13 protein-coding genes and 1 pseudogene are annotated in these 12,796 nt (G+C 57.7%); 9 read left to right on the top strand and 5 right to left on the bottom strand.

The features are described from left to right. Positions 1-426: 426 nt before the first annotated feature. Complete coding sequence (locus AC59GX_RS18680) at positions 427-1,296, bottom strand: 3-hydroxyacyl-CoA dehydrogenase NAD-binding domain-containing protein (protein ID WP_497302219.1); 870 nt, start codon at positions 1,294-1,296, stop codon at positions 427-429. A 70-nt stretch (positions 1,297-1,366) separates the two neighbouring features. Here AC59GX_RS18680 and AC59GX_RS18675 point away from each other — a divergent pair, with 70 nt between their 5' ends. Beyond that, positions 1,367-2,506, top strand: a complete 1,140-nt coding sequence (locus tag AC59GX_RS18675; RefSeq protein ID WP_497302218.1) for a DUF1176 domain-containing protein — start codon at positions 1,367-1,369, stop codon at positions 2,504-2,506. Between the two features lie 296 nt (positions 2,507-2,802). Next, positions 2,803-3,810, top strand: a complete 1,008-nt coding sequence (locus AC59GX_RS18670) for an NAD-dependent epimerase/dehydratase family protein (RefSeq protein ID WP_497302217.1) — start codon at positions 2,803-2,805, stop codon at positions 3,808-3,810. A gap of 67 nt (positions 3,811-3,877) precedes the next feature. On the opposite strand, the gene AC59GX_RS18665 is transcribed toward AC59GX_RS18670, so the two are convergent. Beyond that, positions 3,878-4,156 (bottom strand): hypothetical protein, encoded by a 279-nt coding sequence (locus AC59GX_RS18665; RefSeq protein WP_497302216.1) that lies wholly within the window; start codon positions 4,154-4,156, stop codon positions 3,878-3,880. Positions 4,157-4,251: 95 nt separating this feature from the next. Here AC59GX_RS18665 and AC59GX_RS18660 point away from each other — a divergent pair, with 95 nt between their 5' ends. From AC59GX_RS18660 to AC59GX_RS18650, 3 genes are all read left to right on the top strand, one after another. Next, the gene (locus AC59GX_RS18660; RefSeq protein ID WP_497302215.1) at positions 4,252-4,527 is read left to right on the top strand and encodes a hypothetical protein; all 276 of its coding nucleotides are present in this window, start codon (positions 4,252-4,254) and stop codon (positions 4,525-4,527) included. A 77-nt stretch (positions 4,528-4,604) separates the two neighbouring features. Continuing rightward, on the top strand, positions 4,605-5,183 hold the full coding sequence (gene ppa, locus AC59GX_RS18655) for an inorganic diphosphatase (protein WP_497302214.1): 579 nt from the start codon (positions 4,605-4,607) through the stop codon (positions 5,181-5,183). Between the two features lie 4 nt (positions 5,184-5,187). Next, positions 5,188-5,427 carry a hypothetical protein gene (locus AC59GX_RS18650; RefSeq protein WP_497302213.1) on the top strand — a complete coding sequence of 80 codons (240 nt, stop codon included), beginning with the start codon at positions 5,188-5,190 and terminating at the stop codon, positions 5,425-5,427. A 480-nt stretch (positions 5,428-5,907) separates the two neighbouring features. Here the strand turns inward: AC59GX_RS18650 and AC59GX_RS18645 are convergent, their stop codons facing one another. Next, the gene (locus tag AC59GX_RS18645; protein WP_497302212.1) at positions 5,908-6,174 is read right to left on the bottom strand and encodes a hypothetical protein; all 267 of its coding nucleotides are present in this window, start codon (positions 6,172-6,174) and stop codon (positions 5,908-5,910) included. Between the two features lie 234 nt (positions 6,175-6,408). On the opposite strand from AC59GX_RS18645, the pseudogene AC59GX_RS18640 reads away from it, so the two are divergent. Together AC59GX_RS18640 and galU are read left to right on the top strand one after the other, a co-directional pair. Then, a pseudogene (locus AC59GX_RS18640) lies at positions 6,409-6,825 on the top strand (NAD-dependent epimerase/dehydratase family protein); the annotation flags it as partial. A gap of 54 nt (positions 6,826-6,879) precedes the next feature. Beyond that, on the top strand, positions 6,880-7,752 hold the full coding sequence (galU, locus tag AC59GX_RS18635; protein ID WP_497302211.1) for a UTP--glucose-1-phosphate uridylyltransferase GalU: 873 nt from the start codon (positions 6,880-6,882) through the stop codon (positions 7,750-7,752). 244 nt (positions 7,753-7,996) lie between these two features. Here galU and AC59GX_RS18630 read toward each other — a convergent pair whose 3' ends face one another. Then, the gene (locus tag AC59GX_RS18630; RefSeq protein ID WP_497302210.1) at positions 7,997-9,037 is read right to left on the bottom strand and encodes a glycosyltransferase family 4 protein; all 1,041 of its coding nucleotides are present in this window, start codon (positions 9,035-9,037) and stop codon (positions 7,997-7,999) included. Between the two features lie 56 nt (positions 9,038-9,093). Further along, a complete protein-coding gene (locus tag AC59GX_RS18625) occupies positions 9,094-10,302 on the bottom strand; it encodes a glycosyltransferase family 4 protein (RefSeq protein WP_497302209.1) in 1,209 nt (402 codons plus the stop codon). A gap of 205 nt (positions 10,303-10,507) precedes the next feature. Here AC59GX_RS18625 and AC59GX_RS18620 point away from each other — a divergent pair, with 205 nt between their 5' ends. Beyond that, the gene (locus AC59GX_RS18620; RefSeq protein WP_497302208.1) at positions 10,508-11,878 is read left to right on the top strand and encodes a hypothetical protein; all 1,371 of its coding nucleotides are present in this window, start codon (positions 10,508-10,510) and stop codon (positions 11,876-11,878) included. Then, entirely contained in the window at positions 11,875-12,750 is an 876-nt protein-coding gene (locus AC59GX_RS18615; RefSeq protein WP_497302207.1) for a glycosyltransferase family 2 protein, read from the top strand. The genes AC59GX_RS18620 and AC59GX_RS18615 overlap by 4 nt, the downstream gene beginning before the upstream one ends. Positions 12,751-12,796 lie beyond the last annotated feature (46 nt).

The following is a 12,796-nucleotide window of genomic DNA, read 5'->3' as shown; positions in this document are numbered from 1 at the left end:
ACAATACCAATATTTCGAAAATCAACAGGTGGTATGTCGCTTTGTATTTTACTTGTTGCAATAGGTATCAATGACTGCACTTTATTCCGGACGGACTGTTTTAGACGGCAGTCCGTCCGAACCGCTAGCGACCTAGTCGTGTCGTTTGCTACAACTCGCTGCTATTATTGAATTTTGTAGCAGTGGGGCCGAGGGGAGGCGGGTGCAACATCAGCAGCGGTGCCACACTCCGCCAATCATCATCGGCTAAAGTCGCCGTAGCTGGTCCACACCGCCGATCCGGTCGACCGTGCCGTCATCGCCGTGGGGGCGCACCAACGCCTGATCGTCGACCGCACGTCCCAGGCTGCAGCACAACCTGGGACATGGGTTTGGATCGTAGGGCGGATGGGGTTCACCCGCCTGATACAGGGCGCCTGCGATGGATTACCGGGTCGGCACAGGTTCCGCGCCCGAATAATCGTAGAAGCCGCGTTTTGTCTTCCGCCCGAACCACCCGGCCTCGACATACTTTACCAACACCGGCGCCGGCCGGAACTTGGGATCGCCCGTTCCCTCGAACAACACGCGCGTGATCTCAAGGCACGTGTCGAGCCCGATAAAGTCTGCCAGCGTCAGCGGCCCCATCGGATGGTTCAGCCCGAGCTGGCACGCTAGATCGATATCACGCACGCTCGCCACGCCTTCGCCCAGCGCGAAGCACGCCTCGTTGATCATCGGCATCAGCACGCGGTTAACGATGAATCCCGGCGCATCGTTCGCATGCACGACCTGCTTGCCGAGCCTTTCCGCAAACGCCTCGACCGCCGCTACCGTGGCATCTGACGTCGCGAGACCCCGGATCAGCTCGATCGGCCGCATCACAGGGACCGGGTTGAAGAAATGCACGCCCATGAACCGCGCGGGATCGGGGGCCGCCTGCGCCAGCCGAGTAATCGGGATCGACGACGTGTTCGACGCCAGGATTGCGTCCGGCCCCAGCACCTTGCCGACCTCGGCGAAGATCGCGCGCTTGCCCCCCTCGCGCTCGGTCGCCGCCTCGACGACGATCGCACAGTCGCCCATGTCCGCGACGCTTGCGATCGGCTCGATCAGCGTAAGGGCTGCATCGCGCGCGTCGCCCGCGATCTTTTCCTTCTCCACCAGCCGCGCGAGCGCCTTGGCAATCCCCGCCTTGCCCTTACTCGCAGCGTCCAGCGACACGTCCGCCAACAGCACGCGGTACCCCGCCTGCGCCGATACCTGCGCAATCCCTGCGCCCATCTGCCCTGCACCAATCACGCCGATCGTCTGCACATCACTCTCCTGATTTGTTGCCTCTCCGTAGCCGCTTTTCCCCGCGCTGCCAGACCGCTAGGCTGCATCTATGCTGTGCAAACCGATCTTTTCCGCTCTCGTGCCCCTCGTTGTGCTGCCGCTCGCCGCCTGTTCGGCAAGCCAGCCTGCACCTCAGCCCAAGGCCGAGACGGCGCCAAACGCTACATCAGTTGCTGTCACGCCGGCCGTGTCCCAGCCAAAACCCACGGCTGACTCCCATACGCGTCCAAAACCAGGCGAGCTGAAGACGTTCACCGACTGGACCGTCGGCTGTGACAACACGCTGCGCTGTACGCTTGGCTCGCTCCTTCCCGAGATGGGCGGTGAAGACATGATTACACTCAACCTGTCGCGCGAGCCGGGCCCCGTGGCGGCTGGTGGCGGCAAGATTTCGTTGGCGCTGGAAACCCGCAACGACGTTGAGGCCACCAAGCGCCCGCCCGTCAGCTTTGCGGTCGACGGCAAGCGTATAGCCCTGCATGACGCTGCCGCGCTTGCCGCAGCCATCGCCAATGCCCAATCGCTGAAAATCCTCGATGCGAAGGGTGGCACACTGGCCACCCTCTCGCTGAAAGGCGCAGCCGCTGCGCTCCGCTACATCGATGCGCAACAAGGCCGCGCCGGCAGCATTGACGCGGTCGTCGCCAAGGGCCCCGCGCTCTCGAGCGCGCCCATACCGTCGCTGCCGATCATCACCGCGATCACCCCCTCCGGCACCCCCGCAAAACTCAGTGGTGCCCAAGTCGCAACGATGCGCAAACGCGCTACCTGCGATCTCGGCAGCTTCCCTGACGGCGCTGGTGAGTCGATCACTACTCCCGAAACGCATGCCCTCGGCGGTGGCAAGTCGCTGGTCATCCTTCCTTGCTCGACAGGTGCTTACAATCTGATCGGCGCGCTCTTCATCGTCGACGGCACCAGGATCACCCCCGCCCAACTCGACGCTCGTTCAGGCTTCGAAGCAACGGGTGCGGACACTGGCACCTCCGTGAAAAGCGTCATCAACGGCGAGTTCAAGGACGGCGTCCTCACAAGCTATGCCAAGGGCCGAGGCCTGGGTGACTGCGGATCGCACCAGCGCTTCGTCTGGGACGCCACGCGCTTCCGCCTTTCCGAGCAAGCCGACATGGGCGAATGCCGCGGGAACATCGACTACATCACCACCTGGCGTACGAAGGTTATCCGTTAGCCGCCCTCCCGTTAAGGAAGGGGCGGGGTGGGGCGTCGGCAAACGGGTCCTGAGAGCGTCAACAGCAAACCCGGAAGCGGCTCGGTATACGTCGCTCTTTGGCAGACGAGTTTCTTCGCGTCTCGGACTGGGCAAAATTTTGATTGAGACGATATACAGCAAGGCGTGAGCCTTGCCCTCACGCCTTGGCAAGGCAAAGGCTGATCAACCGGGTCGTTTGTTCGGGATGCTGTCGATGCGCCTTGCCGGGCAACACGGTCCTTTCGTAAGGCCCGGGCGATACAGGGAGAGACCTTATGCGCGTTCTCGTTACCGGCGCGGCCGGGTTCATCGGCTTTCACGTCAGTCGCCACCTGCTTGCCCGCGGCGACACGGTTCTCGGTATCGACAGCCTCAACGACTATTACGACGTCACGCTCAAGCACGCGCGGCTGGCCGAGCTTGACAAGGATGGCGCCAATTCAAACGGGGGTTTCACCTTCAAGCACGTCGATTTCTCTGATCACGTCGCGCTCGATGCCGCGCTCGACGGCGAGCAGTTCGACCGCATTGTCCATTTCGGCGCACAGGCTGGCGTCCGCTATTCGATCGAGAACCCACGGGCCTATCTCCAGGCCAATCTTGCTGGCCACCTCAACATGATCGAGATCGGACGCAACCGTCGGGTCGAGCATCTCGTCTACGCGTCATCCTCCTCGGTATATGGCGGCAACGACACTTTGCCGTTCCGTGTCGAGGACCGTGTCGACCAGCCCCTGTCGCTGTACGCTGCCACCAAGAAGGCGGACGAGCTGATGAGCGAGACCTACGCGCATCTCTACCGCCTGCCGCAGACCGGCTTGCGGTTCTTCACTGTCTATGGCCCATGGGGTCGGCCCGACATGGCAATGTGGTTGTTCACCAAAGCTATCTTGGAAGGCCAGCCGATCAAAGTGTTTGGCGAAGGGCGGATGCGGCGCGACTTCACCTATATCGACGACATCGTTGCCGGCGTCATTGCGTGCGTCGACAATCCGCCCATCGACGACGGCATGATCAAGGCGGGCGGCAGCATCAGCCCGCACCGGATCTACAATATAGGCAACAGCCGCTCGGAGGATCTCGGCGAGATGATCGCGCTGATTGAGCAGGCGTGCGGCCGTTCAGCCGAACGCCTAATGCTGCCTATGCAGCCAGGCGACGTGCGCGACACCTTTGCAGACATCGGCGAAATCCAGCGAGATCTTGGTTTTGAACCATGTACGACTATTGCAAAAGGCGTGCCGTATTTTGTTAAATGGTATAAGGAATATACCAAAGTTTAAGATTGCTTGGTAGACACTTTGGTTAAGTGTTATCATTTATTTGAGTAGTAAAAATTCCAGTTTTCTATCATTGGATAAGCATGTTGCTCAAGTTTTTACTTTTTAACAGGTTGAGCCACAATAGGGAATTTACCGTACGAATTTTATCAATGATCGCGGGAAGGTGATATTCGGCGTCCGTGACGGCGATTACGGTGAGCTTACCTGTACCTTCGCCGATGTGGCCGAGGCGCTCAACGGCATCGTCCCCAATGACTGAGCGACGTTCCTCGACGCCCGCCTGACCGAGACCGGCAAGCCCGCGCCGATCAACGGCTTCGCGATGAACGGCTACAAGCTGGTCCACGGCCCCGAGCAGGGCCCGTAACTGAAGCAAGCGGAGAGGACGCGCGGCACGGATGTCAGCTATTCGCTCGGCATGGTGATCAACAGGAGGGCATCGTGACCTCCTTGACCTGGGAAAGCCCCGCGTTCAAGGCCGGCCTCTACGTTGGCACCGAGATCGAGGCGGTTAACGCCGAGGCCTATTCGGCCGACAGTATCAAGGCGGCGAGCCTAGCGGCAAAGGGCATGAAGGTGCCGATCCGCCTTACTGTAATGAACTACGACCGTTTCCGCGACGCCTTGCTCGATTACCATGACGGCCCGCGCTATCCGCGGCTACAGAAGCTGGGTACAGGTGGCAGCGGGCTGGACAAGCTGCTGACGCCGCGCTGACCCGCAACTGTATTCTACCGATGCCGGCCGCTCTCCCAACCGTGGGGCGCGGGCATCGGCATATCGAGAGGACCGCCATGCGTATCGACCTCATTCCGACCGGCAAGAATCCGCCCGAGGACCTCAACGTCATCATCGAAGTGCCGACCGGCGGCGAGCCCGTGAAGTACGAGTTCGACAAGGCCTCGGGCGCGCTGTTCGTCGATCGTATCCTCCACACGCCGATGCGTTATCCGGCGAACTACGGCTTCGTGCCGCACACGCTGAGCCCCGATGGCGATCCCTTGGATGCACTGGTGATCGCGCGCTCGCCGTTCATCCCCGGTTGCGTCGTCCGTGCGCGGCCGATCGCGGTGCTGAACCTTGAGGACGAAGCCGGCGGCGACGAAAAGCTCATCTGCGTGCCGGTCGACGCCGTGTTCCCGTATTACGCCAATATCGGCGAGCGCGGCGACATGCCCGAGATCGTGTTCGAGCAGATCGAGCATTTCTTCACGCACTACAAGGACCTCGAGAAGACGAAGTGGGTCCGGGTCGGCAAGTGGGGCGACGCCGAAGAAGCCAAGCGCGTCACGATCGAGGCGATCGAGCGCTACAACGCCGAGAAGGCCAAGGGCGACGAGCCGATGAACGCGGACGACACCGCAGGACGCTGATAGCATGACCACGGCGTCTCCTGCGTTCGACGGCATCCGCGTCCGCGCGGCGCAGATCGGGATGTACGAGACGCCGATCCTGCACGGGCGGCTGGCCGATGTGACCGCATTGTCCGCTGCGCTGGGGTCCGTGATCTGCGACTGCCATGCCCAGCCTCGCGCGCTCCAATGTCGGTGGCTGGTATTAGCGACCGACATGCTCGACTGGGGGGGGGGCGCTTGCCGACACCGCGCTAAGAGGTGAAACAAGCCTCATATTTCGACGGTCGCTATCCAGCGTCGTTCGAATGAACGGTTAAGATGTGGGAGAACGTCCCGCCGCCCCCCGCCCGCTGAACATGAGCCACGCGCAACCCAGCTGACTATCAGCGGCGGTAACCATTGCCGTCTTTTAAGGCCATGGGCAATATCCAGCCTGCCGGAGCCAAAGACCGATATTATGCCGCCGCAGACGGCATAATATGTCAGTGTGGCTTCTAAGAAGAGGTTTCCGGGAAGCCTATTACCGTGCAGCCTACTCAGGAACGATCAATTGATATACTGAGGCATGGCGTCGGACATGAGTTCGGCTGAGTAGCTAACACTCTGGGCCTTAACTGCAACGGCCGCTCAAAATATCGCTATGCCCATTTAGTATATCATTCGCCGTTAGTTAACTCTGCTAAGTAGTACCGCGCGTCCACATATATCCAAGTATCGCGCGTTCTCATAAATGCGGATAACACTATAAAATATGAAGGTTTCGACGTTCGATTTCGGTAATCAGGGTATCATTACGAGCGCCATGTTCTGCTAGCATAATTCGGTAGACTTCAACAAGCTGCTGATCTGGCAACGCTAGGATAATTTGATCGGCTTTCTGCCGATACAGTTTCAGGTTATTATTTGTCGTATCGAGGCCAGAGCCGTCCTGCGTGCGAATTTCACCACTGTCGATGCGCCTGACGGTGTTCAACAAACTGCGTAGGCGGTTTAGATCGCTATCGTTCATGGTGTCCATCTATGCCCGCTTGACCGATTCCGGCAAACTATCTGCGTGGTTGAAGTGCCTCTATTTTCGGCAACGATAGCGTCAGTCCAGATCGTTCTCGTTCCGCCCAAGCACCATTGCGACCAGAACCACGCCGCAACATACCAACACAATCGTTAAACCACTCATATATGGCACTAACTGCGATCCGGCTGATCGCGCAATGCGTTTGTGTAGGCACTGGCAGTCAGCGTGGCGTCGTCGTCCCCGGTCTATGGCGGCAACGACACTTTGCCGTTCCGCGTCGAGGACCGTGTCGACCAGCCCTTGTCGCTCTACGCCGCCACCAAGAAGGCGGACGAGCTGATGAGCGGGGCCTACGCGCATCTCCCTCGCCTACCGCGGACGGGGCTACGGTTCTTTACCGTCTATGGCCCTTGGGGTCGGCCCGACATGGCGATGTGGCTGTTCACCAAGGCGATCTTCGATGGCCGGCCGATCAATGTGGCTGGCGAGGGTCGGATGCACCGCGACTTTACCTATATCAACGACATCGTAGCCGGCGTCAGCGCGATCCAACGCGACCTGGGCTTCGAACCCTGCACATCGATCGCCGAAGGCGTGCCGCGTTTCGTACAATGGTGCCGCGATTATCATGGGCTGGAGGGTTAAGAAGATAATCGCTATCGAACCGATCAAACATAGCACGATCAAAGAGAGCATCGAATGACCATAAAGCCGCTGCGCAAGGCCGTGTTTCCGGTCGCAGGCCTCGGTACGCGCTTCCTTCCGGCCACCAAGGCCATGCCGAAGGAAATGCTCACCGTCGTCGACAAGCCGCTGATCCAGTACGCCGTCGAGGAAGCGCTCGAAGCGGGGATCGAGCAGATCATCTTCGTGACCGGGCGCGGCAAGGGCGCGCTCGAGGATCATTTCGATATCTCGTACGAGCTCGAGGATACGATGCGGTCGCGCGGCAAGTCGCTGGATGCGATTAGCAATATCCGGATGAAGCCCGGTTCGCCGGTCTATGTTCGACAACAGGAGCCGCTCGGGCTGGGCCATGCGGTCTGGTGCGCGCGTGAGATCGTCGGCGACGAGCCGTTCGCGGTTCTGCTGCCCGACGAGCTGATGGTCGGCCAGCCTGGCTTCATGAAGCAGATGGTCGAGGCCTATAATCAGGTCGGCGGCAACGTGATCGGCGCGCTCGAAGTGCCCGATTCGGAAACCGACAAATACGGCGTCATCTCGCCAGGTGCGATCGACGGTCGGCTGACCGAAGTGACGGCGCTCGTCGAAAAGCCTAAGCGCGGCACCGCACCGTCGAACCTGATGATCCCCGGTCGCTATATCCTCCAGCCCGAGGTGATGCGGATCTTGGAAACGCAGGAAAAGGGTGCGGGCGGCGAGATCCAGCTGACCGACGCGATGGCGCAGTTGATCGGCAACCAGCCGTTCCACGGCTTCACATTCGATGGCCAGCGTTATGATTGTGGCGACAAGGCCGGCTTTATCCAGGCCAATCTGGCGATCGCATTGGCGCGCGACGACATTGGACCGGTGGTTCGTGAGTTCGCGAAAGTCCTCCTCGCGGACTAAACGATCAGCCCCATGCCAGTGCCAATACCGGCCCGCGTGCTACTCGTCGCGCTAGAACGTCATAATCTTTTCTGCTGACTATGTTTGCAGAGACGCGGCGGGGCCATTCACAGTGACGTGCGCAACATGGGACGGCACATGGGGAAAAGTCAATAATACGCTTTATTAAGCGTAAATATTGCCTTAGATGATAGGCTATATCTCGGTTATGCGAGATATAATGTATATCTTGCCAAAATTTAATTTACCTTGGCGACGCAGTTAAGTTAAGTCTAGATTCGGCTATCGACAGTACGGATTGAGCGCAGTTGTCCCATGAAAATTGCTTCGACCGTTCCAGTCCCATTACAGACAGCTGACGCCGGCGGGCGTCGTTTCTCATGAAGGTCTGTATTGCATTTACTATCCCGGAGTTGTCAAAGGGATTGAAATAGTCAGCGGCATCTCCGCAGACCTCTGGCAAGGAGGCGGCATTCGAGGTCAGCACTGGGCAGCCTAACGTCATTGCTTCGAGTGGGGGCAGGCCGAACCCTTCATAATAAGCAGGGTGAACATAGCCAGCGGCCTGTTCGTATAGCGCCCGGAGCTGTGCATCGCTAACGCTACCGACATGTAAGACATGGCTGCTCGTCAGAGCTTCTGGCGCGCTTGCATGAACGCGAGGGTCTGCCCCACCGGCCATTACAAAACGAAAGGGTAGGTCCCCAAGCCGTTCCGCTGCGCGAACAAGTGCTGCAAAATTTTTGTGCGGACTATGACTTCCGACGGCAAGAAGGAATGGTCGGTCATCAAGGCGGTGCTTGGCAATGATCGTTACATCGGCAGGAACTGCCCGGACATGTTCGCTTCCCAGAGGAACAACGTCGATCCGTGTGCTCGGTATCTTCATGTATCGCGTTAGTTCATCGGCAGAAAATTGCGATACGGTAACGATCCCGGCTGCGCGCGTCCCTAGGCGTCTGGTGAGGAACCGGTACCAAAGCACAAACGCGCGTGAGTATGCCTCTGGCACCGCGAACGGCGCTGCGTCGTGAATGGTGACAATCTGTCTGGTGACGGTGATTGGCGCAGCGTTGCACAGGTTGATTAGCCCAGAGCCGGCTAGGTAGCGCGGCAGTTCAAGCTGCTCCCAGGCATGGCCATGCAGGCGACCGACCGTTTCAGCGCCGATCTCCTGAGCAACCGCAGTATGGATAATACCTTTGGGCGCCAAAAAGCGAATGTCGGGACACATGGCCTTCAAGCGACGTGACACTTCGATCGCGTAGCGCTGCACGCCAGTCATTCGCTGTGTTAAGAAGCGCGCATTGACTATGAGGCCATTTGCGTTCCCCCGAATGCTCAAAGGACGGCTCCTTTAGCTGCATCCATATGAGGCGCTTCGGCATGGGGCGCTTCGGCATCCTGACGGAAAAGACGGGCGCGAGCGTCACGGCTTGAAAGTTCTGTTTCAATTACGGCAAGCAGGCGGCGGCGAAACTCGCTAGGTGCAAATCGCAAAGCGTTGTCGCGGATCACTGCCTCATCGAAGCGGTGCGAGTTGGCTTCAAAATCTTCAACGGCTTCGATAAGCGATGCTGGTGTCTGCTCTGGGAAAAAAACGCCGGTTGGCTGATTATGATCAAGTCCCCTTATCGACTCAAGTGCCCCGCCGCGTCCGTAGGCAATGACCGGCGTGCCGCAGGCTTGAGCCTCTACCAGAGTGATGCCAAAATCTTCCTCTGCGGCAAATACGAACGCCTTTGCCGAACGGAAAAGGCGAAGCAATTCATCATGGGATTGATACCCCAGAATCTTAACATTTGGGCCTGCGACCTTGCGCAGTGCCGGCATTTCTGGTCCGTCGCCGACGACTAACAGTGTTTTGTTCGGCATTGACGCAAATGCCTCGGCGATCATGGGCACGCGTTTGTAAGGAACAAGACCAGAGGCAGTTAGATAAAAACTGTCTCGTGGCTCGTGCGAAGGCGTGAATCGATCAGTATCCACGGGAGGATATACCACCCGGGCCTCACGTCGATACGTCTTCCATATACGCGTCGCAATGAAACCAGAATTGGCGACGAAACAATCCACACCATTCGCAGTCCTCTGGTCCCACATCCGGACGTAGTGTAGCAGCGCCCTAGCGTATAATCCTTTAGGGCCTCGATCTAGACCGGCTTCGCGCAAGTATACATGCTGCAGGTCCCACGCGTATCGGATAGGACTGTGTACGTACGAGACATGGACCTGACCAGGTCCCGTAATGACACCCTTCGCGACTGCAGAACTTGAGCTAACAACTAGGTCATAGCTGCTGAGATCAAATTGCTCAACAGCCGCCATCATCAAGGGCAGGTATACTCTGTATCTTTTTCGCGCAAACGGCATCCGCTGAATAAAGCTAGTCTTCGGCACGCGTCCTTGAAGCATATGTCGATCACGCTCTTCCATGAAGTCCACGACGCTGTAAAGGTCCGCCTCGGGGAACATTCGAAGCAGTTCCTCAACGACGCGCTCGCCCCCGCGATACGTGGTGAGCCAATCATGAACGATAGCGATCTTCATTATTACCCAATGCTATTTTGGCGCCGAGAACCGGCGAAAAGGCAACCCCAAGGGGCGTTGTAACGCGTACCCGTAGCGGATATTTTCTACCTCTGCCACCTGGCGCCGACACAACCACATAGCCGACCCGGTGCGTTAACGGTTGTCGGGATGCGCTAAGGAAGGCTACGAGCGACGAGAGCCGCCCCATCTACCAGGAGTACCGATGAGCCCCCCACCCCCGACGCCACTGGCGGACGGACGTGCCGTTCAGGAGGCAACGGCTAGCTCCGCACGTCAACGTCCCGCAATCCTACTTGGCGCAAACCTGCATGAGCCTTTGGCGTGGTGGATGGATCCAATCCGAGCGATTTTGTTCGTCGTGTTGCCAATCTTCTGTTTTGCCGCATATTTTAATCGATTCAACTATTGGACCTTCAACGCCAGCCGAGATTTTATCACCGCCAAGACGTTCGGGCTTGGTCTATATAGTATGGCAATGCTAGTGCTGGGTATTGTCGTCGGTCGATTAGTTATTCCGCGACGAGATGTAGTGTCCATCATAGACGGTGAACTGACGACGCGTGTGCTAACCCGAATTGGCTGGATTACGATTTTTGCCTATGTAATTCTACTTGGTACGCTAGTTTTACATTTGTCGCTGGTCCTATCGCTACTTCGAGGGGATATCGAGGCGTCAACCGAATTGCGAGCAGTACTAGGACGAATTCCGGGAATTACATCCTTCGTCCAGTTCGGCACCGTCTATCTCGCTCTTGTATCAACACTCGTGATGATGACGAATTATAAAATGACATCGCGGTTGTGGACGATGACCGGAGTCATTTTTGCATTGGTTTTTGCGCGGTCGATTTTGGCATCCGAAAGGCTTGCATTGCTCGAGGCATTGGCCGCGATTGGCGTGATCCCCATAGCGTATCGCTGGCGACCCTCCTTGTGGCGCACGATTGCGCCATTTATCGGCATTATATTCGTCTTTGCGGCATTTGCTGCTTTGGAGTATTTCCGTAGCTGGCAGTATTATCGAGCATATTATGACACCTACGCTGATTTTATCGCGCCACGCTTCGCAGGATATTTTTCGACATCAATCAACAATGGGGCCGGGGCCTACCTCACCTATGGTCAGTTTACGCCTAAACCCGAAATTACCGTAGGCTGGATAACCAAATTTCCAATCCTGGGCTCTCTCATTAGAGAGCCTGACGTCACAATGATGGATAACTTTCTCGAAATGTATGCGACACCGGAGTTTAACAATCCGGGCGGCTTTTACGCGGCGTTTTTGGATTATCCATTTCCTTTGGCGTCAGTATTCATGGTCGGACTAGGCGCTGTGATCGGTGCGGTTCATCGTACCTTTCAAAACAAATCACTGATCGGCATGCTGCTATATCCCGCGGTATTTTTGGGAACAACCGACCTTATACGTATCGTTTATATCTCCGACACGCGTACGCTACCGCTATTCTTGGGGGCGATCATAACGGCGTATGTGATTAAGCCGGTACGCTTGCCGCGTGACCGTTTCCTTACCCATGCCGCTGGGGCGGCACGACAGACTGCGACGCTATGACCGACCTTATTTCCCGCCCGGCTCTGTCGCTGGTTATGGCTACACTCGGCCGTACCGATCAGATCGTTCGCCTGTTCGATAGCCTTGCGGCGCAATCTTTCAACGACTTCGACGTTATCGTTGTCGACCAAAACGATGACGATCGGCTCGTACCGATTTTGGAAAGGGCCTGGCCTTTCGCGATACAACGCATACACACCCCGGGTGAGCGCGGTGCCAGTCGTGCACGCAATAAAGGGTGGCGCGCCAGTCGAGGAAGTATCTTACTCTTTCCGGATGATGATTGCTGGTATCCGGTTGATTTTTTAGAGCGTGCGCTTGCAATTATAGCGCAGCAGGGTTGTGACCTCCTATCTGGCCGTCCTGCCGACGAGACCGGCCGCACTATTAACGGCCGTTTCGAAACAACCGCGATGCATATTGACAGAGTTACTGCTTGGACCACCGCGATCGAGTGGATCGTGTTTTTTCGTCGGACCGTGCTGGAGGTTGTGGACGGCTTTGACAACGAGATCGGTATTGGCGCTGCCACACCCTGGCAATCCAGCGAGATTCAAGACATTATCGTACGCGCAATTGAAGCTGGATTTGCGTGTCGGTATGATCCCACCGTCGTCGGCCATCATGAAGAGATTGTTCTAGGACGTCCTGACACGCGGGCCTTGCGTAAGGCACGAGGCTATGCGCGTGGCATGGGCTTCGTGCTCAGGCTGCACGGATATTCGATGCCCATGCAGAGCAAATGGATACTTCGGCCGTTCGCGGGCAGCGTGGTGTCTTTAGCGCGGGGGCGTTGGCGAATGGCAGCCTACTACCGTGAGGTGGCAATCGGACGCATCGAAGGTGCGCTACGGCGGGCACGCAAGTCATGACCGCATTGCCGTCTCGGCGAAACGTGTTGATTGGAATCGCGGGGAC

This window comes from Sphingomonas sp. 320_CC (assembly GCF_059691795.1).
The sequence above is the reverse complement of the archived record's forward strand: the minus strand, read 5'-3'. Positions and strand labels throughout refer to the sequence as shown.

What these genes read in the sequence shown, in the direction of transcription:
- AC59GX_RS18675 (WP_497302218.1), top strand. Translation starts at nt 1,367, where the DNA reads ATGCTGTGCAAACCGATCTTTTCCGCTCTCGTGCCCCTCGTTGTGCTG.
- AC59GX_RS18670 (WP_497302217.1), top strand. Translation starts at nt 2,803, where the DNA reads ATGCGCGTTCTCGTTACCGGCGCGGCCGGGTTCATCGGCTTTCACGTC.
- ppa (WP_497302214.1), top strand. Translation starts at nt 4,605, where the DNA reads ATGCGTATCGACCTCATTCCGACCGGCAAGAATCCGCCCGAGGACCTC.
- AC59GX_RS18650 (WP_497302213.1), top strand. Translation starts at nt 5,188, where the DNA reads ATGACCACGGCGTCTCCTGCGTTCGACGGCATCCGCGTCCGCGCGGCG.
- AC59GX_RS18645 (WP_497302212.1), bottom strand. Translation starts at nt 6,174, where the DNA reads ATGAACGATAGCGATCTAAACCGCCTACGCAGTTTGTTGAACACCGTC.
- galU (WP_497302211.1), top strand. Translation starts at nt 6,880, where the DNA reads ATGACCATAAAGCCGCTGCGCAAGGCCGTGTTTCCGGTCGCAGGCCTC.
- AC59GX_RS18630 (WP_497302210.1), bottom strand. Translation starts at nt 9,037, where the DNA reads ATGACTGGCGTGCAGCGCTACGCGATCGAAGTGTCACGTCGCTTGAAG.
- AC59GX_RS18625 (WP_497302209.1), bottom strand. Translation starts at nt 10,302, where the DNA reads ATGAAGATCGCTATCGTTCATGATTGGCTCACCACGTATCGCGGGGGC.
- AC59GX_RS18620 (WP_497302208.1), top strand. Translation starts at nt 10,508, where the DNA reads ATGAGCCCCCCACCCCCGACGCCACTGGCGGACGGACGTGCCGTTCAG.
- AC59GX_RS18615 (WP_497302207.1), top strand. Translation starts at nt 11,875, where the DNA reads ATGACCGACCTTATTTCCCGCCCGGCTCTGTCGCTGGTTATGGCTACA.